The 24,714-nt window shown below is 44.5% G+C and carries 28 protein-coding genes and 1 pseudogene; 10 read left to right on the top strand and 19 right to left on the bottom strand.

The window, feature by feature from the left end; genetic code table 11:
- Positions 1-217 precede the first annotated feature (217 nt).
- Positions 218-640 (top strand): hypothetical protein, encoded by a 423-nt coding sequence (locus tag FFM64_RS05975; RefSeq protein WP_137607108.1) that lies wholly within the window; start codon positions 218-220, stop codon positions 638-640.
- 44 nt (positions 641-684) lie between these two features.
- Here FFM64_RS05975 and FFM64_RS05970 read toward each other — a convergent pair whose 3' ends face one another.
- The 3 genes and pseudogenes from FFM64_RS05970 to FFM64_RS05960 all read right to left on the bottom strand — a co-directional run bounded on the left by FFM64_RS05970 (position 685) and on the right by FFM64_RS05960 (position 2,491).
- The gene (locus tag FFM64_RS05970) at positions 685-1,206 is read right to left on the bottom strand and encodes a GNAT family N-acetyltransferase (RefSeq protein ID WP_137607107.1); all 522 of its coding nucleotides are present in this window, start codon (positions 1,204-1,206) and stop codon (positions 685-687) included.
- A gap of 64 nt (positions 1,207-1,270) precedes the next feature.
- Positions 1,271-1,864, bottom strand: a pseudogene (locus tag FFM64_RS05965) (CDP-glycerol glycerophosphotransferase family protein); the annotation flags it as partial.
- A 207-nt stretch (positions 1,865-2,071) separates the two neighbouring features.
- A complete protein-coding gene (locus FFM64_RS05960) occupies positions 2,072-2,491 on the bottom strand; it encodes a MarR family winged helix-turn-helix transcriptional regulator (RefSeq protein ID WP_223876910.1) in 420 nt (139 codons plus the stop codon).
- A gap of 523 nt (positions 2,492-3,014) precedes the next feature.
- Here FFM64_RS05960 and FFM64_RS05955 point away from each other — a divergent pair.
- The 3 genes from FFM64_RS05955 (at position 3,015) to FFM64_RS05945 (ending at position 6,476) form a co-directional block, all read left to right on the top strand.
- On the top strand, positions 3,015-4,373 hold the full coding sequence (locus FFM64_RS05955; RefSeq protein ID WP_137607104.1) for a hypothetical protein: 1,359 nt from the start codon (positions 3,015-3,017) through the stop codon (positions 4,371-4,373).
- 12 nt (positions 4,374-4,385) lie between these two features.
- Entirely contained in the window at positions 4,386-5,981 is a 1,596-nt protein-coding gene (locus FFM64_RS05950; protein ID WP_137607103.1) for an L-lactate permease, read from the top strand.
- A gap of 135 nt (positions 5,982-6,116) precedes the next feature.
- Positions 6,117-6,476, top strand: a complete 360-nt coding sequence (locus FFM64_RS05945; protein ID WP_137607102.1) for a hypothetical protein — start codon at positions 6,117-6,119, stop codon at positions 6,474-6,476.
- Positions 6,477-6,492: 16 nt separating this feature from the next.
- Here the strand turns inward: FFM64_RS05945 and FFM64_RS05940 are convergent, their stop codons facing one another.
- Positions 6,493-7,842: an amino acid permease gene (locus FFM64_RS05940; protein WP_137607101.1), complete on the bottom strand. Its 1,350-nt coding sequence runs from the start codon at positions 7,840-7,842 to the stop codon at positions 6,493-6,495.
- Positions 7,843-8,041: 199 nt separating this feature from the next.
- Between FFM64_RS05940 and FFM64_RS05935 the strand changes: the two genes are divergently transcribed.
- A complete protein-coding gene (locus FFM64_RS05935) occupies positions 8,042-8,899 on the top strand; it encodes a DUF368 domain-containing protein (protein ID WP_137607100.1) in 858 nt (285 codons plus the stop codon).
- A 5-nt stretch (positions 8,900-8,904) separates the two neighbouring features.
- Here the strand turns inward: FFM64_RS05935 and FFM64_RS05930 are convergent, their stop codons facing one another.
- The 3 genes from FFM64_RS05930 to FFM64_RS05920 all read right to left on the bottom strand — a co-directional run bounded on the left by FFM64_RS05930 (position 8,905) and on the right by FFM64_RS05920 (position 10,508).
- Positions 8,905-9,630 carry a DUF1003 domain-containing protein gene (locus FFM64_RS05930; protein ID WP_137607099.1) on the bottom strand — a complete coding sequence of 242 codons (726 nt, stop codon included), beginning with the start codon at positions 9,628-9,630 and terminating at the stop codon, positions 8,905-8,907.
- A gap of 215 nt (positions 9,631-9,845) precedes the next feature.
- Positions 9,846-10,154 carry a DUF960 domain-containing protein gene (locus FFM64_RS05925; protein WP_137607098.1) on the bottom strand — a complete coding sequence of 103 codons (309 nt, stop codon included), beginning with the start codon at positions 10,152-10,154 and terminating at the stop codon, positions 9,846-9,848.
- Between the two features lie 21 nt (positions 10,155-10,175).
- Complete coding sequence (locus FFM64_RS05920; protein WP_137607097.1) at positions 10,176-10,508, bottom strand: hypothetical protein; 333 nt, start codon at positions 10,506-10,508, stop codon at positions 10,176-10,178.
- Between the two features lie 154 nt (positions 10,509-10,662).
- On the opposite strand from FFM64_RS05920, the gene FFM64_RS05915 reads away from it, so the two are divergent.
- On the top strand, positions 10,663-10,983 hold the full coding sequence (locus FFM64_RS05915; protein ID WP_137607096.1) for a hypothetical protein: 321 nt from the start codon (positions 10,663-10,665) through the stop codon (positions 10,981-10,983).
- A 37-nt stretch (positions 10,984-11,020) separates the two neighbouring features.
- On the opposite strand, the gene FFM64_RS05910 is transcribed toward FFM64_RS05915, so the two are convergent.
- The 7 genes from FFM64_RS05910 to FFM64_RS05880 all read right to left on the bottom strand — a co-directional run bounded on the left by FFM64_RS05910 (position 11,021) and on the right by FFM64_RS05880 (position 15,709).
- Positions 11,021-11,788, bottom strand: coding sequence for a DUF4931 domain-containing protein (locus FFM64_RS05910; protein ID WP_137607095.1), 768 nt, complete (start codon positions 11,786-11,788; stop codon positions 11,021-11,023).
- Between the two features lie 66 nt (positions 11,789-11,854).
- Positions 11,855-12,148 carry an RNA-binding protein gene (locus FFM64_RS05905; protein ID WP_223876909.1) on the bottom strand — a complete coding sequence of 98 codons (294 nt, stop codon included), beginning with the start codon at positions 12,146-12,148 and terminating at the stop codon, positions 11,855-11,857.
- 84 nt (positions 12,149-12,232) lie between these two features.
- Positions 12,233-12,940 carry a hypothetical protein gene (locus FFM64_RS05900; RefSeq protein ID WP_137607093.1) on the bottom strand — a complete coding sequence of 236 codons (708 nt, stop codon included), beginning with the start codon at positions 12,938-12,940 and terminating at the stop codon, positions 12,233-12,235.
- 105 nt (positions 12,941-13,045) lie between these two features.
- Positions 13,046-13,792 carry a DUF975 family protein gene (locus tag FFM64_RS05895; RefSeq protein ID WP_137607092.1) on the bottom strand — a complete coding sequence of 249 codons (747 nt, stop codon included), beginning with the start codon at positions 13,790-13,792 and terminating at the stop codon, positions 13,046-13,048.
- 100 nt (positions 13,793-13,892) lie between these two features.
- The gene (locus FFM64_RS05890; RefSeq protein WP_137607091.1) at positions 13,893-14,327 is read right to left on the bottom strand and encodes a GNAT family N-acetyltransferase; all 435 of its coding nucleotides are present in this window, start codon (positions 14,325-14,327) and stop codon (positions 13,893-13,895) included.
- Positions 14,328-15,194 (bottom strand): DegV family protein, encoded by an 867-nt coding sequence (locus FFM64_RS05885; protein ID WP_137607090.1) that lies wholly within the window; start codon positions 15,192-15,194, stop codon positions 14,328-14,330.
- 92 nt (positions 15,195-15,286) lie between these two features.
- Entirely contained in the window at positions 15,287-15,709 is a 423-nt protein-coding gene (locus FFM64_RS05880) for a MarR family winged helix-turn-helix transcriptional regulator (protein WP_137607089.1), read from the bottom strand.
- Positions 15,710-15,992: 283 nt separating this feature from the next.
- On the opposite strand from FFM64_RS05880, the gene FFM64_RS05875 reads away from it, so the two are divergent.
- Positions 15,993-17,699: an NFACT RNA binding domain-containing protein gene (locus FFM64_RS05875; protein WP_137607088.1), complete on the top strand. Its 1,707-nt coding sequence runs from the start codon at positions 15,993-15,995 to the stop codon at positions 17,697-17,699.
- Between the two features lie 84 nt (positions 17,700-17,783).
- Here FFM64_RS05875 and FFM64_RS05870 read toward each other — a convergent pair whose 3' ends face one another.
- The 5 genes from FFM64_RS05870 to FFM64_RS05850 are packed head-to-tail and all read right to left on the bottom strand — an operon-like array spanning position 17,784 to position 22,612.
- Positions 17,784-18,266, bottom strand: coding sequence for a PTS sugar transporter subunit IIA (locus FFM64_RS05870; RefSeq protein ID WP_137607087.1), 483 nt, complete (start codon positions 18,264-18,266; stop codon positions 17,784-17,786).
- A 15-nt stretch (positions 18,267-18,281) separates the two neighbouring features.
- Entirely contained in the window at positions 18,282-19,136 is an 855-nt protein-coding gene (locus FFM64_RS05865; RefSeq protein WP_137607086.1) for a MurR/RpiR family transcriptional regulator, read from the bottom strand.
- 22 nt (positions 19,137-19,158) lie between these two features.
- Positions 19,159-20,655, bottom strand: a complete 1,497-nt coding sequence (locus FFM64_RS05860) for a PTS transporter subunit EIIC (RefSeq protein WP_137607085.1) — start codon at positions 20,653-20,655, stop codon at positions 19,159-19,161.
- Positions 20,656-20,670: 15 nt separating this feature from the next.
- On the bottom strand, positions 20,671-21,561 hold the full coding sequence (gene murQ / locus FFM64_RS05855) for an N-acetylmuramic acid 6-phosphate etherase (protein ID WP_137607084.1): 891 nt from the start codon (positions 21,559-21,561) through the stop codon (positions 20,671-20,673).
- 4 nt (positions 21,562-21,565) lie between these two features.
- Positions 21,566-22,612 (bottom strand): DUF871 domain-containing protein, encoded by a 1,047-nt coding sequence (locus tag FFM64_RS05850; RefSeq protein WP_137607322.1) that lies wholly within the window; start codon positions 22,610-22,612, stop codon positions 21,566-21,568.
- 228 nt (positions 22,613-22,840) lie between these two features.
- Between FFM64_RS05850 and FFM64_RS05845 the strand changes: the two genes are divergently transcribed.
- From FFM64_RS05845 to FFM64_RS05835, 3 genes are read left to right on the top strand one after another with little or no spacing between them, the layout of a single operon-like run.
- Positions 22,841-23,569, top strand: a complete 729-nt coding sequence (locus FFM64_RS05845) for a DUF2087 domain-containing protein (protein WP_137607083.1) — start codon at positions 22,841-22,843, stop codon at positions 23,567-23,569.
- A gap of 3 nt (positions 23,570-23,572) precedes the next feature.
- The gene (locus FFM64_RS05840; protein WP_137607082.1) at positions 23,573-23,950 is read left to right on the top strand and encodes a GIY-YIG nuclease family protein; all 378 of its coding nucleotides are present in this window, start codon (positions 23,573-23,575) and stop codon (positions 23,948-23,950) included.
- On the top strand, positions 23,943-24,611 hold the full coding sequence (locus FFM64_RS05835; RefSeq protein ID WP_137607081.1) for a chloramphenicol acetyltransferase: 669 nt from the start codon (positions 23,943-23,945) through the stop codon (positions 24,609-24,611). The genes FFM64_RS05840 and FFM64_RS05835 overlap by 8 nt, the downstream gene beginning before the upstream one ends.
- Positions 24,612-24,714: the final 103 nt, after the last annotated feature.

The raw sequence follows: 24,714 nt of genomic DNA, 5'->3' as shown, positions 1-24,714 counted from the left end.
TAATTTATTAGGACTGTGTTCTACATTATAAACAGCTACACAAAATATCCCTACCAATTGGGCTGTGAAAGCATAGTGAACTAATGAAATTGCTTATATCAAATTTTTACCGCTCGTGATTTACAATTGGTTTACAAAAACTTAACAGGATCAAGCATTCAGTTGACTGATGGTAAGCCCATAATTGCCTTATTCATTTAGAAATGACGGTGATCACATGAAACAGTTACGATGGATTTTGATTAGCCTAATTGTTGGCCAACCAATCTTAGTGGCACTCTTTAGAACCCAGATCCGCCGACCCGTGGCGGTACATTATAGCCTGTTTGGTCCCGATGCGTGGGTGCGTGGTGACCAGCAAGGCTTTTGGGTTGCCCTCACGATTTCCTTCCTATTACCGTTACTGATCCTAGCAATGACAACCTTACCGACCACGCCGATCCAATCAGGATATTGGTGGTTACGTTCACCACGTGAAGTGTTCATTTACTGGTTAGGGGTAAGCGATCCAGTAGTTCTGACTAATTTATATCTCAATTCCAAAACACTGACTATGCTGTGGTTCGGAATTAACTTGCTAGCTATTTTAGCGCTGCTCGCCTATGGGGTATGGCTGTTGAAGTTACAGAAACGCGTTTAAAAAGGCGACCAACAGGATTTGTCGGTCGCCTTTTTAGCAGGAGTTTATTTTAATGGCTTCTTCATTAAGAAATCGGTTTGTACGTCTGTCCCCATCACAAAGTCATGCTGACTGAAGCGTTGGAAACCCCACTTTTCATAAAAACGTTTAGCAGGCTCGTTATGTTCCCAAACTCCCAACCAAATGAGATCTTTTCCCTCGTTGTTAGCAACATTAATTGCAAATTTTAAAAACTGACTTCCTAACCCTTGATGTTTTTGGGTCGGACGAATGTAAATCCGTTCAATTTCCAAACTAGTTGGTCCCATTTTTTCAGATTGTGCTGAGTCCACGTTTAACTTTAAATAGCCCCGTGGCTGCCCATCAGTTTCAATAAAGTAAAAGCGTGATCCTGTTTGCTGTAATTCTTTTTCAAGCTTAGGCAGGTTGTAGGCGCTATTTAAAAAGGCAGTCATGTTTGCCGCGGTATTTTGATCGCCAAAAGTATCTTGAAAAGTTTCTACACTCAGCTGTTGTAATGCTTCTGTGTCTGCCAGCGTTAACTGACGAATTTTAGTCGTGCTCATACGTTTCCTCCAAATTGTATTTCAGCGACCAATATCAGTTAAATCGTGATAGTCGTGAAATAAGTTATTTAGTGGCGTGCTTCCCCCAACTAGGAATGGCCTTGCCGTCATCGCTAACTATAGTGGTTGCCTGAGTTGCCGGTTGAGTTGCGTCACCGAATTGATTTTCGAGCGCCTCCACAAACCGTGTACTGGCTTTCCCATCAAGCTGATCATAGAAAAAATGTACAAACCTAGTCCACTTTTCTTGCTCTACACGTGGTTCTTTCAGTTGAGTAATCAGGTCAATCGTCGTTTCGGCCAATGGACCAGGAATAAAGTCAAAATAGTCGAAATAAAAGTTTCGAGTTGCCATATAATCCGCTAAGTCTGGGGCAAAGAAAATCATCGGTCGGTTCAATAGTGCATATTCAAAACAAACCGATGAATAATCCGTAATCAATTGATCCGCCACTAAAAGTATATCATTGATCTCACGATAATCTGAGACGTCATAATAAAAATCAGCATATTCATACAGGAAACTGGGCTGGTTCTGAACAAATGGGTGAATTTTAAGCAGGAAGACATAGTCCTCATGTAGCGCTTCATAAATAGCTTTGAAATCCAACATTTCAAAGAGATAATAAGCTGATTGTTGCCCATTACCACTTCTCGTTCGGTTGATAGAATCAAGCATAAAGGTAAAATGTGATTTTTTCGTAGCGGGTTGTGACGAAAGCTTGATGATAATCATAGATTTTTTCGAGCAGCGACTAAATTGTGGTTCAGCTTACCATGGCGTTAGTCCCATTAAAACAGCCTTTCACAGACAAAAGCTCCTCATCATGCAAAAGCACAATGAGGAGCTTGGTTTTAGATAAATTTAATTTTTCAGATTCATCATTAATTTGTGTGTCAGATGTGAGAGTGTTTGCCACTCTTCGTCGCTTAACTCGCCACGATCTAAGAGCAATTCTGGAACTTCGCTAACAGCCGCCCGTTTATGGCGTCCGGCAATAGTCAAATTAACACTGACTTGGCGCTCGTCGGATTGACTGCGTTGACGGGTAATTAACCCCTCTTCGTCCATACGCTTAAGCAAAGGTGTGACTGTCCCAGTACTCAAATCTAGCCAATTACCAACTGATTTGACCGTCAAATCTGGATGTTCATCTAATAAAACTAAAACTAAATACTGCGGATAAGTTAATCCTTGAGCCGCTAATTCCGGCTGATAAGCGCGCTGAATCGCTCGGGAAGTGACATACATTAAAAAGCAAAAGTGGTCTTCTAATTTACGCATGGTGAATTGGGGCCCTCCTTCAATGGTCATTATTATTATAAATCATTTATCGGTGTTAGACAATTTAATTGTTAACAATTAAATGCTAACAAACAAGTTTTTATGCTTTACGCCCCTATCATAACGAATGTTTGACAATTTGCCTTAAAAAAGCACTGGCAATCGTCAGTAAAGCTGGCGATCACTAGTGCAATTAATTTGTTAACTGTTTAATATTACTTGTTCACGACTGAAAAGGTAGTTTTGATTCCAAAGGTGGTTCGCTTGAATAAGTCGCGACCATGTTGTTGGTGGTTTTGGGTTTGTGGGTTGTTATTATTTTAGTTAAAGTAGCATATTACAACTGCACTGTTTCGATGGAACAACTTCATTTAGCATACGCATTTCTCTCGACACTGTAAAGTCTCATTCAAGGCCTGACATCCGCCGAAGTAATCTACGACAATTCGTCACTTTAACAGCTTTTAACGATATAAATTGCTATACTTGTTACTAGGATACTAACGAATGGTGTGTGAAATTATTGCAGAAATTACGGAATTCTTTTTTAGATTTTTCAATTGCAACCCTGAACTTTTTGGCAAATATCGGGATCGTGTTGCCCTATGTTTTGATTCTTTTTAAGTATCAAGTCTCCCACAGCGTGACCTATCTAATTGCGATCATTGTATTTTACATTGCCCGTGCGGCCAGCATCTTTTCGACCAAGCGATTAGGGCTCAAGGCGAGCACGTATCTGTTACTTTGTCTCTGGTTAGGCGTCATTGGCAGCGTCATCTACAGCATCACAACCAGCCTGCCATGGTTAATTATTGGCGGCCTTTGTCTCGGCTATACATCCGCTAACATTTGGCCATATTACCTGACGATCAAGCTACATTTAACCACGAGTACTGATTTTAAACTAAAACGTCTCTATTGGTTGATCTTTGCCGCTTTAGGTCTGCTATTCGTTGCCGACTTCAGCTTTGACTTGCATTACCAATTAGCATTTGTGATCTTGGGATTACTCTTCTTAGCTGCTCTGCCAGCCGGAAGATTGTTAAAGGGCTTTTCAATGGCCTTCTATGACACGCATACCATTACCGAGGCCCATCCGGTCAAACCGTGGCGCGTGGCTGGCTTCATTGTCTTCTTTAGCTTGATGGGCCTGTTGACACTACTACGAAAAATTAACTTGTCGATTGCATTGCCGTACGTCTTAGGTATCGTCTTACTCGCGATCATTTTACTGAACCTAGAACTTGCTGCCGATTGGCACGCTATGCCGGCCAATAAATTACGAATTGTTAATCGTGGCTTCTTAGTCAGCTTCGTGCTGCTCTTTAATAGTTTCTTTGGATTCTTTATCCTAGGTAAAAACGGCATGTACCTCATCTTTGCCATCTACCTGCTGGGATTTGAAGGCGGCTTGCCACTCTTTAGAGCACTCGGTCGGCGAGATCCTGCCCGTAGCAAACAGTTGGCCCAAGTCGGCCTAATCTTAGGACACTTGCTGGCGTTTACCACTAACCCAGCCTTATATTCGATTGGGTTACTCCTAATTGCGTTATATGTTGGCTATGAAAACCCAGCAATCAATACCAGCGTTTACACTGCCGATGAGAATGACCCTGATTTGGCGATTATTAATAAATATCGTTTCTCAACATACGGTGGTTTACTCTGTCAATTGTGCTTATTTGCTTTACTCGTCACCGTCAGTGCTTGGCAAAATTTAAAACTAATGGCCTTTTTCAATCCAAGTAGCGCCAGTTTGAAGTTAACTTATTTACACGGTGTTGCTTGGCCGCTATTACTCATCTCATTGTTACTCTCGATAGTTACAATTTACGGACAACATTTTTTCAAATCATCACGTCCGTCACATTTGCACCACTAAGGAGGCTGTTTTATGATTTTCGTGGCTTTAGCTGCCATTATTTTACCTTTGATCCTGTTAGGCGGGCTTAACCTGCCGGCCACTCGCGGGATGAGTATCAGCGCGGCCGTCGTGGTGATCACCGGCTATTTATTCTGGCACCTATCACCAGCGGTCCTGGGGGCATCAATCCTACAGGCCTTGCATAAGTCGCTACCAATTCTCTGGATCCTGTTCGGTGCCCTCTTAATGCTGAATAGTCTCCGCGCAACCGGCGCGATTGATCGCATCAATCAAGGCTTCAAGGCACTGTCTGCCGATATGCGTCTCCAGACGGTGTTGGTGGCCTTCTTATTTGGTGGCCTCATCGAAGGGGTCTCCGGTTTTGGTACCCCAGCGATGGTGACCGCCCCACTATTAATTGCCCTGGGATTTTCACCAATGGCCGCTGTCGTTTTAGCACTGGTAGCCGATTCAACGCCCGCCGCATTCGGCGCGGTTGGGACCCCACTCACCGTTGGCTTAAGTAACGTGACTGAAAATGCGACCCGACTAAACTTAATTGGCTTGCGCGTGACGCAGCTAGATTTATTTGTCGGAGCGTTAATGCCGGCCCTACTCATTCTCATCTTGATTATGGGCTTCGGTCCTAAAACTAACCGTTTCAAACAGTGGCTCACCGTCCTACCCTGGGCACTTCTGATTGGCTTCGTATACAGTAGCATCGCGTTACTGAGTGCCTGGCTGATCGGCTATGAATTTATTTCGATCTTAGCGCCACTAGGGACATTAATTGTTGCCATTGTCAGCATCCGCTACCACTGGCTTTTACCCGCAAGTACTCGAGAAACACCGTGGCAAGTCGCCGATGTACCCGCACCGAGTCACTCAGCGCCAAAATCCACCATGCCCTTATTACAAGCTTGGTTTCCCTACTTGCTTGTCGTCATTCTCTTGTTAGCGACCCGCGTTTGGCAGTCTCTGAAAGCGTTACTCACAACCACGTTGAACTTATCTTGGCAACATATTTTAGGATTTAAATCGATTAATTCCGATTGGGAGTTTCTCTACTCACCAGGGACCATCTTAGCATTGGCCGCCATCATCGGTTTACTCGTCCAGGCGCGATCATTGCGCCCACTTGCACCCACCGCCAAAAAAGTAGTGAGCTCAATGGGTGGCACCGCACTAGCACTGATTGTGACCCTGATTATGGTCCAAGTTTTCACCAATTCTGGCCTAAATTCGGCAAACTTACCGAGCATGCCGATGTATATCGCCAAATTTGTCGCCAAGTACCTGGCAGGTATCTGGATCATCATTGCGCCATTCTTAGGTGAGCTTGGCTCCTTTGTCACTGGGAGCACAACGGTTTCAACCTTGACCTTTGCACAGATTCAGGCAGATATCGCCACCAACGCGCACTTAAACGAACCCATCGTCTTAGCTGCTCAGTTAATCGGGGCCGCCGCTGGCAATATGATCTGTGTGCATAATATCGTCGCCGTCAGCTCTGTCGTCGGTCTCAACGGCCAGGAAGGGGCAATTTTACGACAAACGATTCTACCTGCCCTGGGTTACGCCGCTTTGATCGGACTTGCTGGACTTACTTTAATGACCTTAATTTAAAAATAACCGATTCTGAGTGTCCTAACTGGGACAACTTAGAATCGGTTATTTTTTTCTGGGCAGCAATACTGAAATTTGTCCCATTTTAGGCTAAAATGAACCTAAATTGATCGATCAATCAAGGAGGTCTGTTCTGTGAAAGTTATACTCGTTCCTAATCTCCAACTCGGAACCCGGCTCTTAGGTCCAACCACCGATGCCAAAGCCAATCGAGCGCTTTACCAGCGTTACGCTAAACGATTACAAGCACAGCTTGGTATTGGCTTTCAAGTATACGTTGACGCCAGCGATGGTTACGATTTACGCCAAGCCCCAATCGCAGATCAGGATGAGACCTGTTGGTTAACTTCAACCGCAGTTTACAATGCGCTGACCCCGGAATTACTGAGTCAGCATTACTGTCTCGCCCTCAGTGATTCAGCTGTTTTATTAAAAACAACCGCGGCAATCGAACAACAACTCAAACACCCAAATAAAAACGCGACAGAAAATTAATTCTGTCGCGCTTTTTTTACACTCGATTTGAACTTTGCCGCATAACCGTCTCGACTAACAATAAGCCAATAAACCAAACAATTGACCCAATGACGGCCCAACGGTTGACTGCATCAAAACATAAGACGACCGTCACCGCGATGAAGAAGACCAATGTCGCAATATTTGACACTGGAAAGAGTGGCAATTTGAACGGATTCTGGCGGCTATCCGTCGTTTTCTTATACACATAATGACAAACAAGTAATGAACACCACACGATAATAAAGTTCGTGGTCGCCACATTTGAAATGAGTGTAAACACGGTACTTGGAATCACATAGTTCAACACCACGATGACCAGTAAAATCATGGATGAAAAGAACAGTGCACGTGCTGGAACATTATAACGATTGACTTTTCCCATCCATTTTGGGGCATTGTCTCCGTGAGCCAACGTAAATAACGTCCGACTCGTACTGAAAATCGCACTATTGCAGGCGGACAAGGCCGCGGTCAGGACAACAAAGTTAATAATACTTGCGGCTGCCTTGATCCCAACATCACTAAAAACTTGGACGAATGGTGACTGCGTCGTCGTGATCTGATTCCACGGATAAATCGACATGATTACAAACAATGCGCCCACGTAGAAGAATGAAATCCGAATTGGTAAACTATTAATGGCCCGTGGTAGTTCTTTTTCGGGGTTCTCGGCTTCACCAGCGGTAATCCCAACCATTTCGATCCCAGTGAAAGCAAAAATCACTAACGAGAACGAGGTCAGAAAGCCACTGATGCCTTTAGGAAAAAAGCCACCGTGATTGACCAGATTACCCATCGTCACAGTTTGACCACCAACGTGCGCCGACGACCCAATCAAGATAGCTCCGGTCACAATCAAGGCAATAATGGCGACAACCTTGATCATTGAGAACCAATATTCCAATTCGCCAAATGCACTGACTGATAAGAGGTTAAAAATTAATAAGATCAAGATAATCACGAGTGGCGTTACCCATTGAGGGATCCAAGGAAACCAATAACGAATATAAATCCCACTCGCCGTTAAATCCGCCATGGCTAAACTGATCCAGCATAACCAGTAGGTCCAGCCAATGGCAAATTCAAACTTCTTGCCTAGATATAAATTTATAAATTCCAAAAATGAATGTAATTTAGTATTTGAGAGTAACAGTTCACCCAATGCACGCATCATGAGGTAACAAAAGAACCCACCAATTGCATATGCCAATAAAATTGATGGGCCAGCTTGTTTGATGGCTGCTCCCGAGCCTAAAAATAGTCCGGTCCCAATCGCACCACCAAGCGCAATCATCTGAACATGTCGTCGTTTTAACTTTCGTGCCAGCTGTTGATCTTCCATAAGTCCTCAACTTTCTTGGAGATTATTTTCATAAAATCATTGCTATTTTCATATTAGCCTATTTTAGGCTAAAAAGCAGTTACGGGCAACCTTAATTGTGCCCGTAACCGCTGATTGAATCGTTTTCAATTGCTTTCAGACCCTAGATTTGATATGTTTAGACTACTTAATTTAGATGGCAATTTAAAGGAGCTTACTTATGCAAACTCAACCAACCGACAGTGTCCTAAAACGATTCTTTAAAGGTGTAATCATTGCCCTCGGCTTTATTCTTCCTGGGGTCTCCGGTGGCGTCTTAGCGGCAATTTTAGGAATCTATGAACGGCTATTGGGATTTATGGCCCATTTTCGGCAAAATTTCAAACGCGATTTTTGGTACTTTGTGCCGGTTGGCCTGGGCGGTATCGTGGGCATTGCCCTGTTGTCAGCCCCACTTGAATACCTATTAGCCCACGCACAAGTCATTCTGTTATGGGGCTTTGCTGGTGCCATTATTGGCACCCTGCCAGCACTGACAAAAACGGCCAGTGCCAAGACTCCCCGCGATGGCATCGACTATTTATGGTTTTTCGGAACGTTGATTATTAGTGGCGGCCTGCTCTTTTTTATGAGCGATATTTTCGGTCAAATACCGGCCAATTTCGGTGGTTTTGTGATTGCGGGCGTGCTAATTGCATTAGGCGTTTTAGTCCCAGGCCTGAGCCCATCAAACCTGCTGTTAATTTTAGGCCTGTTTACACCAATGTTAACCGGTTTTAAACGCTTCAATATGCTAGGTGTCTATCTGCCCATCGCTATCGGGGGTGCCTTGGCGATGGTCCTCTTCTCCAAGGGAATGGAACTCTTGATTCACCGTTTTCATTCCCGAGTCCACCACTTTATTCTAGGTATCGTGGTCGCTAGCACGATTCTAATCTTAGTGCCTAACCCTAAAGCAGCAGAAAGTATTTCATACGCTGGTGCCACGCCAATGACTTTGGTTTACAGTGTGCTCTCACTAATTGCTGGCATCGCGCTAGGTTATTGGATGAGTCGCTTAGAAATGAAGTATAAATAACCTGGTTAATGCTGTCGAGCTTGCAACCGGCGTAATTCGTTGACCTGAGCCTGAATTTCACCCAACATCTGAGTCTGCATTTTTTGAATTTCTAGCATATTGGGTTCATCTTGTTGAATCAAATGATCAACCTTTTTGTGCAAGACTCGAATTTCTTCTTCGGATTTTGAATTGACCCGAAAGTCGTTCACCGCTTGCAACCGATCATATTCCGCGGCTCGATTTTGGCTCATCATAATTAATGGGGCTTGAATCGCGGCTACCATGCTTAAGAATAAATTCAACAATATAAAAGGATAAGGGTCAAAATGCGCCCAAAATAATGGTAAGACATTCAGTAACATCCAAATGACCATCACACTCAAAAATGACAAAATAAACGCCCAACTCCCGCCAAAACGGGCCACGGCATCCGCAACTCGTTGACCAACCGTCAACGAGTTTTCTAATTGTCGATTAACATCGACCACTTGATAGGTATTCTTCTGCATAATATGCGTTAACTGCTGATTAATTTTTTTATTCTGTTGATAATCTTTGGCAATCATCCGATCCATCTTCTGCATCCGATACCCGACTAGATGTTCACTGCAAATAAATGACGTCGGCGTTGCCGCTGGATTATCCCGTTGAATCGCAGACTGTAACTGTGGATCTAATTCTTGGACGGTCATGCCATCGACTAGATCATAAGTGGCATGGTCAATTAAACAGGTTGCAGTTTTGGGCATTCGGCTCACTCCCTTTGCTTGACTGCTTTGATTATAAGCTTTACCTCACTTAAAAACGACGAATTGCCAAGTAATGCTCACTGAGCAAACAAACATTATGCAAAAAAAGTGGGACAAAAGGCGGTCTGCTACCGAGCATAGCCCCTTGTTCCACGTTTCGGCTATAATATTTGGAAGAACAAAAAGAGCCTGGGGTTTTGTCCAGACTCGTAACCTTAAGCATTTAATTCTTCAAGCAACATCATCGTTTGATTTTCGCCATCATCTAAGACAGCAATGGTTTCAGGAAAGCTGCGCTGATAATCAAATGGCAAGTCAAATTCAAAGATTGACTCCTGATGATCATCGAAAACCACAGTCACACGACCGTGCCGGGCAATCAGCGCAAACTGTAGAACCCGTGGTAATTCAACTACCCCACGCAGATCCTGATCGATCACGCCCCAAATCCCATCAATGACCTCACTTGGCAATTTAGCGACCAAGCCGAAAGTTGCATACCGCTCTGCATTTTGATTAAACATCGTTGCCACCTCACTTCTCACCTAATTGTCTCGAACGACGACCGCCACTTCTTTTTCAATTCGAATGAATAGTCCCTGTGAATCTTGCCGGAAATCGGCCTCTAAACTCGCACCAACTGGTTTAATTGCCCCAACGACGACAGCATTTATGCCATAAATATCGATATTCTGATGGTTAGCGTCCCATTTAACCGTCCAATAGCTGCCTTCAAGCGCTTCATCTACAAAATATTGCGTACCAGCTAATACTGCTTCATTGATAACACTACTTTCATCAGCAGTCATCCCAGTATCGAGTTCCCATTTAAGCTTTTGATTGACCTCCAGCATATCACCTGGAATTAAGTTTTGCACGTGACATTCCTCCACTCTATCTCACTAGACCAATCTGGTCTGTTTCTTTACTAATTATCATACCATATTGACTCAATTTCGACTGAACCAAAGCTTAATTAGGGCTAGCGTTTCTGGTTAAGAATCGTTATACTTTGCAATGAGGTGTCGAAAAATGAAATTAACCGATATTGCTAGTAATATCGCCAAAAGTATCCAAATTTATCAGCACAATAAACACAACGACTGTGTCGTTTACGCGGTTGAGTTCACTGATGACAGTCATAAGGCGGCGCAAGGTTGCGTCGTCGCCCGCGTGGACGATGCGACCCATTACTCACTCACGAGTTATGATTGCCGCTACATGGACACTGATAAAGAACTGCTCAACCAACCACTGGGGGCATTTTTTGAGTGTGACGATGATTTAGATCAACGCCAACCGTTGATTGATGCCATTCAGGCAAAACTCACTGCCAACAACGAGACAGCCTAAAAAATAAGCTTCGGACAAAAAGTCCAAGCTTATTTTTTTAGCGCTCGAATCGGCGACGGACCGCCGCGGCAATTTCTCGCATTCGTTCTGGCGTATCAACTTGTGACAAGCGATAACCAATATAATATGGAGAAACGTTAAAAAGTGGCTCAATTTTGCAGACGACGCGATCCTTTACTGGATAAAAGAATAAATTGTAGCTATCACAACGGCCATTGAAGTAATCGTTGAGGGTGTATTGAACGACCTTTTGAACCGCATCCGCTAACAAGTCGTGCGCTTCCCAAGGGACACTGACATTAAACTCGACAAATCCCATGATTGGCTGATCAGAAGCCGTCACACTAAGATCGCCGGTTGAAATGATTGGATAGCCGGTTAAATTTTCCGCGGTCACATTGGCGTAGCCATCAACATCAGTCAGGCCAACGATTTGCATATGTGGATGCCGTAAACTGCCACCTGAATGGGGACCAAAGTTCTTATATAGGAGCACTGACTCAAAACGACCACTCGCAATCGTCTCCTGCCAATGTTGTAACGCAAAGGCAAAAATACGTCGATTCTGTGCTGCCGTATAACTCGCAATATCGCCTAAGTGATCATGCGTCTCAATCACGATTGTTTGCCACGTCGCCTGTAACGTTGGGAATTTATTCATTAACCAAATACGGTCATCATCTTGGGCGAGTATGTCGGTCAACGCTGCTGGCTCACAGAACGGACAATCATTGTGCGGATGCCGGATATTTTCTGGTTTGTCCTTGGCAATCGCCGTATCAAAAACTAACGGATGTGCTTGCATATTCAATTCGATCCTTTCTAAGACGAAAGAACGGTCTGCCAAGCGGCAAACCGTTCTAGAGAAATTTTAATTCATGGGTTTAGGTGACTCTGAACCCGGACCGAATTCAACGTCAGCCATTGTAATCCACACCACAAACTCAGTCGAAGCTAACCGCCAATATTGCGGATTGGAAGCTTGCGGTGGATCTTGTTCAAATAAAGCGATTGCTAAGGCATTCGCGGCATTATCCGCGGCAACCTTAACACTTGCGCCAAAGGTTTGCGCTGCTGGCACGTCCGGAAAACGGACATCCCAATAGGTGCCTTCGTCACGAAAAATTGCGGGGTATTTGATTTCAACATTGTGAGTCAATCTCACCACTCCGATCCTTGTACTTCACTGGACATTATACCGAGTTTAACGGTGAACGCCAAGTCAGACCTCAATAACTAGGCACTTTGATTACTTGGGCGTGACGGTATAATACGTCCCATTGGTATCCCCATTTTTGATCGTATAGTCACCAGAATGAGCTTGACCATACTTGGTCGCTTCATCCAGCGTACTGAAATCTTTCGACCCATCACTAGTTGCCGAGCTGCTCGTCGCACTGCTTGAGGCAGTACTCTGTGATGAGCTTGTCGCGCTCTGTTGACTGTTATTATTAGTCGTTGAGCTGGCCGCAGTGGTAGTCCCTTGACTGGTATGGTCGGTTCCCCCAGTTGAAGAATTACCATTGTTCGCTGCACTGTTCGTGGTCGTATTGCTGCCAGCGCTCGTGACAGGCGTACCATTGTCCGTCGCTGTCTCACTCGCTGAACTGGAATGCTTTGATTTCTTTTTTGAAGATTTCTTTTTTGAAGACTTCTTCTTTGATGATGAACTTTCTCGTGAACTGCTACTGCTTGAGGAACTCGTTGTTTCAACTAAGTCTTGGTTGGTAGACGCTTTGACAAAGTAAACGGCTGTCCCCCCAAGCGCAATCACGATTAAAGCCAATAACCATAACGAAAGATGACGTTTTTTATTCGGCGTTTTTGGTGTCTTCGGCGACTGTGGCTTTTTAGGCGTATTCGGCCCTTTTGGTGCACTAGGTTTCGATCGCTTACGACTCGTCGATTCTTGCCGCGCTTTTAACCGCGACATGCGCGTCGGCTGTTGTTCAGGCATTAACTATCGCACTTCCTTTCTTGCTTCCGCAAGTTTACCATATTTTTTAAAAATTGTCGTGAGGGACTCAATCAACTTCACGACTCGTGACACTTCAATTTCAACCTAAGCAGCTGAGTCAAGTGCCACTAAATTATCATAATAAGCAGCGAAGACCCCGAAACGATAAGGAGTCAACCATAGCTGTCCAATTCCCATCGTTAGCCCACTTAAAATCGCCCAACCAATAAAACTCAGTTGCAAGACGAAATACTCGAATTTATGGCCGACCATCAATTGACGACTGCGGGTAATTGCGTCACGGTACCGTGGCCGTGGTTGCCCAGCCGGAGTCGCAGCCAATAGATCTTTATACACAAAATAAGTCTGTGAGTATGCAAATGCTTTAATAATCCCAGGCACAATCAGCAATAAACTCCAGAGGAAAACCAGCACTGATTGACAGATTTGCAGACAAATAATTGGCCAAGCGTATGCTTTGGTAAAGCCAATGGTCGAATCACTCACTGGATGGATTTCACGTTGCGGATTACGTACCCAATCAAGCATTGAATACACGGTCCCAATCGCAAAAATCTTTACAACAAAGTAAAAGACCAGTTGAATCGCAAGTCCAACTACCATCGCGCCTGCAATCACCGTCAACTCTTGCCAGCTGAACGCTGGTAAATGGCTGAATTGCGAATAGTCCGTCGGTGTATGTGAGGTTGAGTTGTTCACACCATTTGAAGCTTGTGTGAGAATACCGAATACTGACAATAAGCTCACGACGATACAGAGCAAAATCGCACTGATCCAGTGCCCCTTAAATAATTGCTTAACTTCTTGTTTCAATTCCCCACGAGTTTTCATTCGATCACGCACCCCCGATAATTATTTTTATCCTAATTTTAGGCGAACCCTGCTTGACTAAAAAAACGTCACGACACCGGCCGTAACGCCTTATAAATTGCTAAAACTGCTTCATCATGACTACGACTGGTGCCCCATCTTCGTCATATGGCCCGGCAGTCACCTGATAATGACAACGTTCATAAAACCCTTGTGCAGAAACCTCACCATGAATCAGGCCTTGCGTATAGCCTTGTTGTCTGGCCCACTTTTCAGCGGCCGTCAACAATTGTTGGCCGATACCATGACCGCGATAGCTTTGACGCGTACAAACACGACCAAAGCGCATCGTCCGTTCCGCTTGTGGTTCCAAACGCAGCGTGGCGACTGGCAAGTTTGAATCAGCATAGGCCACTAAATACAACCGGTCATCCGTGTCTTTTTCATCAAACTCAATTTCTGCGGCAATGCCACGTTCTTCAACAAACACGGCTTGCCGTAAAGCATACGCGGCGGCCTGGGTCGCTGCTGATTTTGAAAATTTAAAAGTTAACATTTAATACGCCTTATCAATGTCTTTCAACCAGGCTAGTGCCAGTGACTTATCCCCCAGATGGGTCCCAATGACCGGTCCAAAGTAAGTAATGTCAATTGGCATATCTGGATATTTTTGTTGTAACTTCACTTTCCAAGCCTGAGCCGCATCTAAATTATTTCCCTGCACGATAATGGCACGCAACGGATAATTGATTTCAGCTTGGGCTTTCGCAAATAACTGTTCAACCCGCGCGATGGCTTTTTTCGACGACCGCACCTTTTCAAACGCCACAATTTCATGCTTCTCATTGAACGTCAAAATTGGTTTGATTCGCAGAACACTTCCAATAAAGGCTGATGCATTGGATAAACGTCCACCACGAACAAGATTTTGCAAATCATCAACAATGAAATACTCACCCATCGTTGCCCGTAAGTCATCCAAACGTGCTAGGATTTCCTCAACCGAATGACCGGATTTAGCCATCCGTGCCGCTTCAATCGCTAAATATCCCATCAAGCGAACAGTAATTTGTGAGTCGTAAGGAATCAACTTAATGTTGGTCACCAGTTCACGCATTTTTTCCAGGCTATTGTAGAACCCAGAAATTGTACTTGCGAGATGAATGCTGATGACCGCATCATAGCCTTCGTCACCCAACTTATTATAAAATTCAATCATTTCCCCAACGGGTGGCTGGGACGTGCTTGGGAAAGACTTAAATGTTTTCATATTGGCATAAAAGTCTTCCGTCGTAATGTCGACGCCTTCTTGATACACTTTGCCATCTATGATCACCGGAATCGGTACAACACGAATATCGTTGTCAGCAAGTTCTCGCGGCGTCAAATAGCTGGTGCTGTCAGTAACAACAGCAATCTTCATGACATACACCTACTTCTCATCTAAAATAATACTCATTATCATAGCATAAAACTAAAGCAGCCTCCAGCTTGATAACAACGCGTTAAAGTGGCTTACTCGACCAAGGTACGATCAACTGATTTATTTAAGCGGTTTAACAAGATTTTTAATAAATTTTGTTCATCTTGAGGCCACTTGTCAAACACCGCCGCTTCATAGTCATTGTAAGCTTGATTAATGTCTGAGACTGCCGATTCACCCGCGGGTGTGACCGTATAAATCAATTGGCGCCGATCACGGCCAACAGCCTCCTTACTTAGCTTTTCCTTCTTAACTAGACTCGCCAATTGGCGACTCAGTGTCGAAGTATCTAATTGCATCTCTGTAGCTAACTTTTCTTGTGTATTAAAGCCAGCCAATAACTGTGCCAATAGTTGCCATTCGGCGACTGTCACGCCTTGCGCTTTGGTGATTTGTTTTAAAACCACCGTTTGTTGCTTAGCAGTGGCCGCCAACGCGGCTAAACTCGATTTCATGATGGACCCTCCCAAAAAGTTTCAATTCATCTTGTATTATACAATAAGGGTGTCGTTGATGAAACCAATTTTTAACCAAAATGTTGCTTTAACCGTTATTGCATATAGCATTGAGTTTTGTCTTCCGAAAATCATTTCGCAAACTGCCTCGTTGCCAGTATCCCCACCCTTGATAGGCCCGACCAATTCCTTTGCACCGAACCGTGCCACACGGTATACTAGTTAAGGTTGACTGCTTTTCACAGTCAAAAAACGATCCTATAAAACGAAAGCGAGTGATCACATGTCTTTTGATGGTCTATTTACCCATGCCATGGTCACCGAACTACAACACAACTTAGTCAGCGGACGGATTGCAAAAATTCATCAGCCTTATCAAAACGAACTCATTTTGACAGTCCGTGCCAACGGTAAAAATTGGCCCGTTTTGCTCTCGGCTGATCCGACCTATCCCCGCGTCCAAGTCACGCAGATTCCTTATGTCAATCCCGCCGTTCCAACTAATTTTGCCATGATGATGCGCAAATACTTGCAGGGTGCCATTATTACTGAAATCAAACAACTAGCTAACGACCGCGTGGTTCATTTTACGATTACCACACGCAACGAACTTGGTGATGCCGAAACGCTAACCTTGATTATCGAAATTATGGCCCGTCACAGTAACGTCATTTTGGTCGACAATAAAACCGGGAAAATCCTCGACGTTATTAAACACGTCGGTGCCGATCAAAACCGCTACCGCTTGTTATTGCCCGGTGCAACTTATATTGAACCACCTAAACAGGAAAAGAAGAATCCATTTGTATCCAATCAGGATTACCGCGACCTCGTCCAACAGTATCCAACGGACACCGTGCTGGCTCAGCAGTTGCAGCAACATTATCAAGGTCTTGGCCGTGATAGTGCAACTCAACTCGCAGCGGATTTGCATCAACCAGGCGATTTAGCCGAACACTACCAAAATTTCTTAACCCAATTTGAGGCACCACAACCAACCCTGATCACCCTCAGTAATCATAAAACCATGTTCGCTGCAGGTCCCTTTGCCGCGTTTGGCGAACAACGTCGGCGGTTCGATTCACTGAGTGCCTTGCTAGACTTTTTCTATCAGGACGCCGCACAACGTGAACGCGTCCAACAACAAGCTGGTAATCTGGTTCGTGTCGTTCGTAATGATTTGAAGAAGAATCGGAACAAGTATAAAAAACTACAACAAACGCTTGCTAATACCAAACAGGCTGACGAGCTTCGATTGAAAGGCGAAATTCTCACGACTTACTTACATGAAGTCAAGCGTGGGATGACTGAAATCTCTCTGCCCGATTATTATCACGACAATGTGCCCTTAAAAATCCAGTTATCCAACCAATTATCGCCTTCACGTAATGCGCAAAAATATTTTTCACGGTATCAAAAGCAAAAAAATGCCGTCACTTATGTGAATGAACAGTTAGCCATCACTCAAGGCGAAATTGACTATTTGGATAATATTCAAACTCAAATTGAGCTTGCCACCCCGGCCGATATTGCTGAAATTCGTGAAGAGTTAACCCAACAAGGTTATCTGAAGCAACGTAAAACGAAAAAGAAGCAACGTGCCTCGCGTAAACCTAGTCAACCCCAAGAATTCTTGGCAAGCGACGGCACAGAAATCTCTGTTGGTAAAAACAATCGACAAAACGATCAGTTAACACTAAAAACTGCACGCAAAACTGACTTCTGGTTGCATACGCAAAAAATTCCCGGCTCACACGTCATTATTCACAGCGCTGAACCCAGCGAACAGACTTTGACTGAAGCCGCAAATCTGGCAGCATACTTCTCAAAGGCCCGTGATTCAGCCACTGTACCGGTTGATTACGTCCAAGTGAAACGAATTCGTAAACCAAACGGGGCAAAACCTGGCTTTGTTATCTACGAAGGCCAAAAAACCTTGTATGTCTCACCTGACGCTAATTTAGTCGATCAGCTTTCACCAAAGAAATAATAAAAACGCCCAGCAAGTCACCACCATCAAATTGGTCAGGTGACTTGCTGGGCGTTTTATTTTAACAGACGATAAATACTCACATTATTGAACGATTACTTTGACAACCTCATTGCCGGCTTGAACGGTCTGCGCTGCTTCAACAGTCAACCGGTCAACGGCGTCCATATTAGTGATCACCGTCATCACGGTCGTTCCCTTACCGGCGGCTTTAACTGCTGCCAGATCCATGGTTGCTAATGGTGCACCAGCACTCACCTGGTCTCCAACTTTAACTCTAACCGTGAATGGGGCGCCATTGAGTTCCACGGTATCTAGTCCAAGATGTAACATTATCTCCAGCCCAGTACCGGTGGTCATCATAATCGCATGTTTCGTTTCCGCAACCATCGTAATTTCACCAGCGGCTGGTGCCACGATTTGACCGTTACTAGGTTCAATCGCAACCCCGTCGCCCATCATCTTCTGCGAAAAAACTTGATCCGCAACTTGAGTAATCGGGATTAACTGACCGGTCGCAATTGCGCCGAGTGTCTCAACCTTAGTTTTCTTTTTAAATCCAAACATAAAATGCCTCCTAGCTTAATCCGTCGAAAAATTAGCCTTAATTGCTTCACGTGATTCGACTAATTGCGCAATATGCGTCTGATAGTCCGTCTTGATATACGTGTAGTACAGTAAATCAATCACATAGAGCTGCGCCATCAATGATGTCGTCGCTGCACTCCGCGCCGTTTGATTCTCTTCGCTGTCATCATTTAACAACACAACATCCGCAAATTTGCCTAAGGTGCTCTTCACATTGCGAGTAATCACCACAATTGGCATCTTGACCGACGCCGCCACCGCGGCTAACCGGGCACTCTCCTGTTTTTCACCAGAATTAGAAATCAATACCAGCAACCCACGCTGCTTGTGGGTGGTTAGCCCCACCGTAATCAAATGCGTGTCTTGCGTATGCATGACGGGCTTACCAACTCGCATGAGTTTTTGCTGCAAGTCTGCGGCAACCACATCCGACGCGCCGATGCCATAAACATAGACCGTCTCAGCGTCATTAATCAACTGACAGGCCTGGGCCAGCGCGACATTGGTCAAACAAAGATTTGTTTCTTCTAAAGTATGCGTGATACGGAGGGTCAATTTTGACTTAACGGCATCCAAACTATCTTGCGGATTAATTTCTGCATATAACTTTTCATCAACATTAGTTTCGGCCGACAGTTTTAATTTCAGCGCCGGAAAACCGCCGTCCGGAATGAGCATTTTACCAAAGCGAACGACCGTTGCCGTGCTAACACCGGTGGCAGTGGCCAACTCATTGGTGCTCATTTTGATTACCTCATGGGCATGCGCCAAAATATAACGGCCAACTTTTTGGTCAGCTTTAGAAAAATCTGTCAGCCGACTGTGAATTGTAAATAAGATGTTAGTCATTAGCTGCCTCCGTCCTCATTTTTTAAGCGTTAATTAAATGACCATCCTTGTCTTTAGCAACCATGGCATCTTTGGGAATCCCAAAGAAGTAGGTGGCCACAAAGCCACCAGCATAGGCTGCTAACAAGCCAATCACATAACCGAGCCAGTGACCATTAGCAATCAATGGAATCAAAGCAACCCCGGAAGGACCAATCGCAATAGCTCCGATATGACCAAGACCGCCAATCACGGCCCCACCGATCCCACCACCGATACAAGCAGTGATGAATGGCCGACCAAGTGGTAAGGTGACCCCATAGATCAATGGTTCGCCGATACCAAGAATCCCAACTGGAAGTGCCCCTTTAATCAAGTTCGATAATTCTTTGTTGTTCCGACAACGAATCCAAAGTGCAAAAGCGGCACCAACTTGACCAGCACCAGCCATTGCTAAAATTGGTAAGAGTGGCGTAAAGCCTAATTTGTTGATCATTTCAATATGAATTGGCGTTAAAATTTGGTGTAAGCCGAACATCACCATCGGTAAGAAGAACAGCCCCAAAACAAAGCCTGAGAATGCGCCGCCAACATTTAAGACCCATTCGATACCACCAACTAATCCGGTCGAAATGACGCCAGCAATTGGCATGACTAAGAAGATGGTGAACACGCCAATTACAAGCAGTGTGATCATTGGCGTCAAAATGATATCGATTGAATCTGGAATAACTTTATGCAACCATTTTTCAACGATTGAAAGTACCCAAACGGCAAAGATCACCCCAATAATCCCACCTTGACCAGCAGACAAGGCTTGGCCATTAAAAATGTTGTGAATTGGGGCTTCTGGGGTAATCCCAGTCAATAAAGTAACGGCCCCAATGACCCCACCTAGACCAGCGGTAGCACCAAAGACGGTCGCTGAATTGATCCCAACGTAGATCACTAAGTAGGAGAATAACCCACCATTGATGACCTTCAACACATTAATGAAGTCCGTCCAGTTCTTACCAATATCACCGGCCACCATCATGTTTGAAAGGATCGCTGCAATCCCAGAAATCAGCCCAGCGCCAACAAAGACGGGAATTAATGGAATAAAAATACTAGAAATGGCACTTAAAATTTTCCGCATTGGCGTCTGTTTGATTTTAGCTTTTTGCTTGGCATGGACCTTTTTAGCCTTGGCTTCAACTTTTTCCTTATCAAGTTGATGTTCCGACTTGTTCGCAGTCGGCTGTGACGTAAATGTCTCAGGGTCAGGGAATGGTTCACCAAGACCGACCCCTACTTCTTTCACCATTTCAGCAGCAACTTTATCAACGGTTCCCGGTCCAACGATCACTTGCAGGGTATCTTCTTGAACGACCCCCATCACACCGTTAATTGCCTTCAAACCGTCCATGTCAACCAATGATTCATCACGAATCGTCATCCGAACACGGGTCATACAATGAATCAGTTTTGAAATGTTCTGTGGTCCCCCTACATGATCGTAAATCGCATGCGCAAGCCGCACATATTTATCTTCAGCCATAATTAAGTCCTCCTTTTAGTTGACTGCCTGACGAACGAATCCTTTAGCCTGACGTAATCTGGTGGTGGCTTCGGCACGACTCAGGTCGGTTAAAACCATCACGATCGCTAACTTAACGTCTTGATCAGCAGCGTTGAACGCCTGAGTTGCCGTTGCTAACGAACAATCCGTCGCCGCCATAATAATCCGCTTTGACCGTTCAACCAGTTTTTCGTTCGTTGGTTTCACATCGACCATCAAGTTCTTATAAACTTTGCCAATGCCAATCATCGAAACCGTTGATAGCATATTTAAAACTAATTTTTGGGCGGTTCCAGATTTCAACCGTGTTGATCCTGTCAAAACTTCTGGTCCAACCTCAACTTCAATCACCGTTTGGGCATGTGCACTAATGACCGCGTCTTTATTACAAGCCAGACTAATCGTCGCTGCGCCAATGGTCGTCGCATAATCCAGACCACCAATCACGTAAGGCGTCCGACCACTTGCTGCAATCCCTACGACCGTGTCATTTGCCGTTAATTTGGCATGCAACAAATCTTGTTGTCCCAACTTAGCCGAATCCTCGGCGCCTTCAACTGCAACCGTCATCGCGGACATCCCACCGGCAATTAAGCCTTGGACCATTTCGGGATCGGTTCCGAAGGTTGGGACACATTCAGCTGCATCCAGCACACCTAAGCGGCCACTCGTCCCGGCGCCCATGTAGAATAACCGCCCACCACGTTTAAAATTTGTCGTGATAATCCCGACGGCGCTTTCAATTTGAGGTAATACCTTTTCAACCGCCTTTGGCACTTGCTGGTCTTCCTGGTTCATCAACACGAGTACGTCATGTGTTGACATCGTGTCCAACCGCATCGTCTTTTGATTGCGTGTTTCGGTTGTTAATTTCTCTAAATCCATCAGCTCAATCCTCCTGAATAAATTTAATGGCTTGACCACCGTCAATGAGTGGGAGCAATGCTAAATCTGCTGGTGCGACCTCGCCAATCACATTCACACGTGGATCTGCCAAGAGTGGTCGCTTGACCAGCTGTAATTCACCGACATAGCGACCATAGTGATCATTGTCCAACGTGATACTCCCAACTGAACGCGCCCGTATTCGATCGGGCGAAACTTGTTTGAACTGCTGCCGTCCTTCGACCAACCGAACCACATCACGAGCCACATCTGCGCGTTGATGCCAAACTTGATCCGTCAGCCAAGTCGAGTCGGTTTGTACACCAAGCAATAAAACCTGTTGTGTAAAATATTGTTTAAATTGCTCACAACTGTGTTCAGTCAAGCCAGGATCGCCCACATAAACATCATCAACCTGATCTTGTTTCATTAAACGGATCGTTGCGGCTAAGGGTAATTGGTCACGATCAGTTTCTAAGGTCGGTAGTCCAACCGCTAGTGGCCCTCGGCGTTGCCCATCGCCGGCAACAAAAGCCATCGTCTTAAAACCTTGTGCTTTGAGCCACCCATTCTTGGCCGTTAACCAAGTTTCATCTAGTCCAGTTTCTGGTCGTGGATAATAGTTGTGCCACGCTTCCAAATGATCAAAATTGGCCTGATTAGTTTTTAGCGCCGTAATATTGGCCGCTGTAATCGTACTAGCATTCAGTGCGATTGGCAATTTCAGTGACAATCGGGCGACAACCGCCATTTCAATCCCATCATCGATTCGTAATCCAGTGACTCCCAACTCGGTGATGGCAGTCACATTTTCAATATCGATTCCTAATCGTTTCATGCCGGTCGCTGAAACATCCGCGATCAGGCGTAACCCTAATTGCTGACATGCACTTCCCAACTGCTTAAGCCTCGGCAAATATTTGGTAGCGTCATCCTCAGGAATATGTAGCGATGTGAATACGCCCGTAAAACCGGCTTGTTTAAACGCAACGAGTTGATCTAGCTTCGTTTGACTTAAATCATCATTTAAATAGACCGAAAAACCAATCATACTTAAACCTTCCTTCACCAATGTAATCGTTTTCATTTGTTGAAATAAGAATATCATTGATGTACTTAAGATACAATAATAATTGAAAATATTAATATTTATTGTATCTTTTATTCTTAATACAGTCATCTAAGAGCTAACGTTTATAGATATGGTAAACATTATGGACAATAGTGTTGACGATTTCTGTAAACATTGTTAATATGTACTCACCAAGGGGGAGCACTCATGAATTTAGCAAACTTAAGTCTAACCGACTTAAAAAATGGTTGGCATTCAACTGAGACCGGGTTCGCTTGTAATTACTGCCAAGCCACTTGGCCGCAAGCATCGTCACCCCAACAGCGTCAGGAACACCTCGAGCTCGTTCACGGCGGTAATCAGGCACAATTATTACATTTAAAAAGTCGTTACAACACCTTAACTCCTAAGCAACAAGATCTACTGACTGCTTTTGCCAGCGGTATCAAAGATCAAGAACTCGCTGATCAATTGCAAGTGGCGGCGGCGACAATTCGCCATCAAAAATTTACCTTTCGTGAAAAAGCCAAACAAGCTAAATTATATTTGGCCACTTACGAAAGTGTCTTTGCTCATCCGGACTCGTCAGATCAATTGATCGAGCCACCAGCTCAAGCAACGATGCTTGACGACCGTTGGCTCATTACAGAAGACGAAATTGCCCAGACGCTCCAGCACTATTTTAACTTTGACCAAGAACCCATTCGCCTAAAACGGTGGCCCCAAAAGCAAAAAACGATCATCATCGTATTGACTAGGATCATTACGGAAATCCCCATCGAACAACCGCTAACTGAGCCAGAAATCAACAGCTTCTTAAAACCCGTTTACTTTGACTATGTGACCGTGCGACGCTATCTGGTTGACTACGGCTTTTTACAGCGTAGTGCCGATGGTCGCGAGTATCGACGTCCCAATGACAATCGAAAGGATTAATTTATGGATACTAACAGAAAACAACAACTGCAACAAGCGTACAAATTACAGCCGACCTATTATGGCGTGATTCAAATTCAGAATCGTCGGAACCATAAAATCTTCATTGATACTGCCGCGAATCTGCATAATCGCTGGGCCTTTTACCAGCTAAATCTGAATAAAGATTTTTATCATGGCACACCACTACAACAAGATTGGCAGCATCAAGCTGGTCAAGATTTTGATTATCAAATTCTTTGGAAAAAAGATGCCGCTGATGTTCTCAATATGCGACAAACCTTAAAGGAATTAAAAAACACTTGGCTTCACCGCCTTCAGCCATTTGATGAAATTGGTTATAATCGTCGGCCGAAAGATTGGAAGGAAAATAATGACTAACATGTTAAATACCCACTTCACACCAATCGACCAGCAAAATTGGTCGCGACGGGATTATTTTTACTATTTTACTAAAATGATGCCAACTGGCTTTACCGTTACCGTCACACTCGATATCAGCGCAACACTGACCTGGGTTAAGGCAAATAATCTCAAGTTCAATGCCGTCTACTTATACTTGGTCAGTCGCTTGTTGACCAGTCATTCTGAATTTCGGATTGGCCGCGTTGATGACCAACTCGTGACCTATGACGTCGTCCATCCTTCCTACACGGTGATACATGCGGATCATAGCATTGCCAATCTTTGGACCGCTTATGATCAAAATTTCCAAAAATTTTACGCCGCGTATTTAGCTGATCAACAACAATACGGTCAATTGCCAGGGCCAATGCCTAAAACACCCTTATCGGCTAATTTGTTCACGATTGGGAGTTTACCGTGGCTTGATTTTACAAGTTATACACCGTTGCCGTTTACACCGCTCCAATCATTTTTACCCGTTTTTCAGGCTGGTAAATTTACGACTAATACTGACCAACGTACCATGATGCCACTCTCCATGACAGTTCATCATGCCGTAGCGGACGGTTACCATGTCAGTACCTTTTTAAACGAGTTACAAACGGTCTTTGATCAGCCCGAGTCATATTTAGACTAAAACATTCAAAATAACTGACACCAAAATAAAAAAATACTAAGCTTAGAGGCATAGAAGTTACCCGACGGGGTGCTCCTATGCCTCTATTACTTTATAGTGGTAG

It is taken from the genome of Lactiplantibacillus daoliensis (assembly GCF_005405005.1).
GTDB classification, from domain to species: Bacteria; Bacillota; Bacilli; order Lactobacillales; family Lactobacillaceae; genus Lactiplantibacillus; species Lactiplantibacillus daoliensis.
Note: the sequence above shows the minus strand (reverse complement) of the source record. Positions and strands in the feature narration are given on the sequence as shown.

Excerpts from the sequence above, each read along its gene's own strand:
- FFM64_RS05840 (WP_137607082.1), top strand. The coding sequence starts at position 23,573 with ATGGATACTAACAGAAAACAACAACTGCAACAAGCGTACAAATTACAG.
- FFM64_RS05890 (WP_137607091.1), bottom strand. The coding sequence starts at position 14,327 with ATGTTAACTTTTAAATTTTCAAAATCAGCAGCGACCCAGGCCGCCGCG.
- FFM64_RS05870 (WP_137607087.1), bottom strand. The coding sequence starts at position 18,266 with ATGTTTGGATTTAAAAAGAAAACTAAGGTTGAGACACTCGGCGCAATT.
- FFM64_RS05845 (WP_137607083.1), top strand. The coding sequence starts at position 22,841 with ATGAATTTAGCAAACTTAAGTCTAACCGACTTAAAAAATGGTTGGCAT.
- FFM64_RS05895 (WP_137607092.1), bottom strand. The coding sequence starts at position 13,792 with ATGAAAACTCGTGGGGAATTGAAACAAGAAGTTAAGCAATTATTTAAG.
- FFM64_RS05835 (WP_137607081.1), top strand. The coding sequence starts at position 23,943 with ATGACTAACATGTTAAATACCCACTTCACACCAATCGACCAGCAAAAT.
- FFM64_RS05850 (WP_137607322.1), bottom strand. The coding sequence starts at position 22,612 with ATGATTGGTTTTTCGGTCTATTTAAATGATGATTTAAGTCAAACGAAG.
- FFM64_RS05960 (WP_223876910.1), bottom strand. The coding sequence starts at position 2,491 with ATGCGTAAATTAGAAGACCACTTTTGCTTTTTAATGTATGTCACTTCC.
- FFM64_RS05910 (WP_137607095.1), bottom strand. The coding sequence starts at position 11,788 with ATGCAAGCACATCCGTTAGTTTTTGATACGGCGATTGCCAAGGACAAA.
- FFM64_RS05865 (WP_137607086.1), bottom strand. The coding sequence starts at position 19,136 with ATGACTAACATCTTATTTACAATTCACAGTCGGCTGACAGATTTTTCT.
- FFM64_RS05860 (WP_137607085.1), bottom strand. The coding sequence starts at position 20,655 with ATGGCTGAAGATAAATATGTGCGGCTTGCGCATGCGATTTACGATCAT.
- FFM64_RS05885 (WP_137607090.1), bottom strand. The coding sequence starts at position 15,194 with ATGAAGATTGCTGTTGTTACTGACAGCACCAGCTATTTGACGCCGCGA.
- FFM64_RS05900 (WP_137607093.1), bottom strand. The coding sequence starts at position 12,940 with ATGCCTGAACAACAGCCGACGCGCATGTCGCGGTTAAAAGCGCGGCAA.
- murQ (WP_137607084.1), bottom strand. The coding sequence starts at position 21,561 with ATGGATTTAGAGAAATTAACAACCGAAACACGCAATCAAAAGACGATG.
- FFM64_RS05925 (WP_137607098.1), bottom strand. The coding sequence starts at position 10,154 with ATGTTTAATCAAAATGCAGAGCGGTATGCAACTTTCGGCTTGGTCGCT.
- FFM64_RS05915 (WP_137607096.1), top strand. The coding sequence starts at position 10,663 with ATGAAATTAACCGATATTGCTAGTAATATCGCCAAAAGTATCCAAATT.
- FFM64_RS05950 (WP_137607103.1), top strand. The coding sequence starts at position 4,386 with ATGATTTTCGTGGCTTTAGCTGCCATTATTTTACCTTTGATCCTGTTA.
- FFM64_RS05930 (WP_137607099.1), bottom strand. The coding sequence starts at position 9,630 with ATGCCCAAAACTGCAACCTGTTTAATTGACCATGCCACTTATGATCTA.
- FFM64_RS05970 (WP_137607107.1), bottom strand. The coding sequence starts at position 1,206 with ATGAGCACGACTAAAATTCGTCAGTTAACGCTGGCAGACACAGAAGCA.
- FFM64_RS05935 (WP_137607100.1), top strand. The coding sequence starts at position 8,042 with ATGCAAACTCAACCAACCGACAGTGTCCTAAAACGATTCTTTAAAGGT.
- FFM64_RS05875 (WP_137607088.1), top strand. The coding sequence starts at position 15,993 with ATGTCTTTTGATGGTCTATTTACCCATGCCATGGTCACCGAACTACAA.
- FFM64_RS05940 (WP_137607101.1), bottom strand. The coding sequence starts at position 7,842 with ATGGAAGATCAACAGCTGGCACGAAAGTTAAAACGACGACATGTTCAG.
- FFM64_RS05880 (WP_137607089.1), bottom strand. The coding sequence starts at position 15,709 with ATGAAATCGAGTTTAGCCGCGTTGGCGGCCACTGCTAAGCAACAAACG.
- FFM64_RS05975 (WP_137607108.1), top strand. The coding sequence starts at position 218 with ATGAAACAGTTACGATGGATTTTGATTAGCCTAATTGTTGGCCAACCA.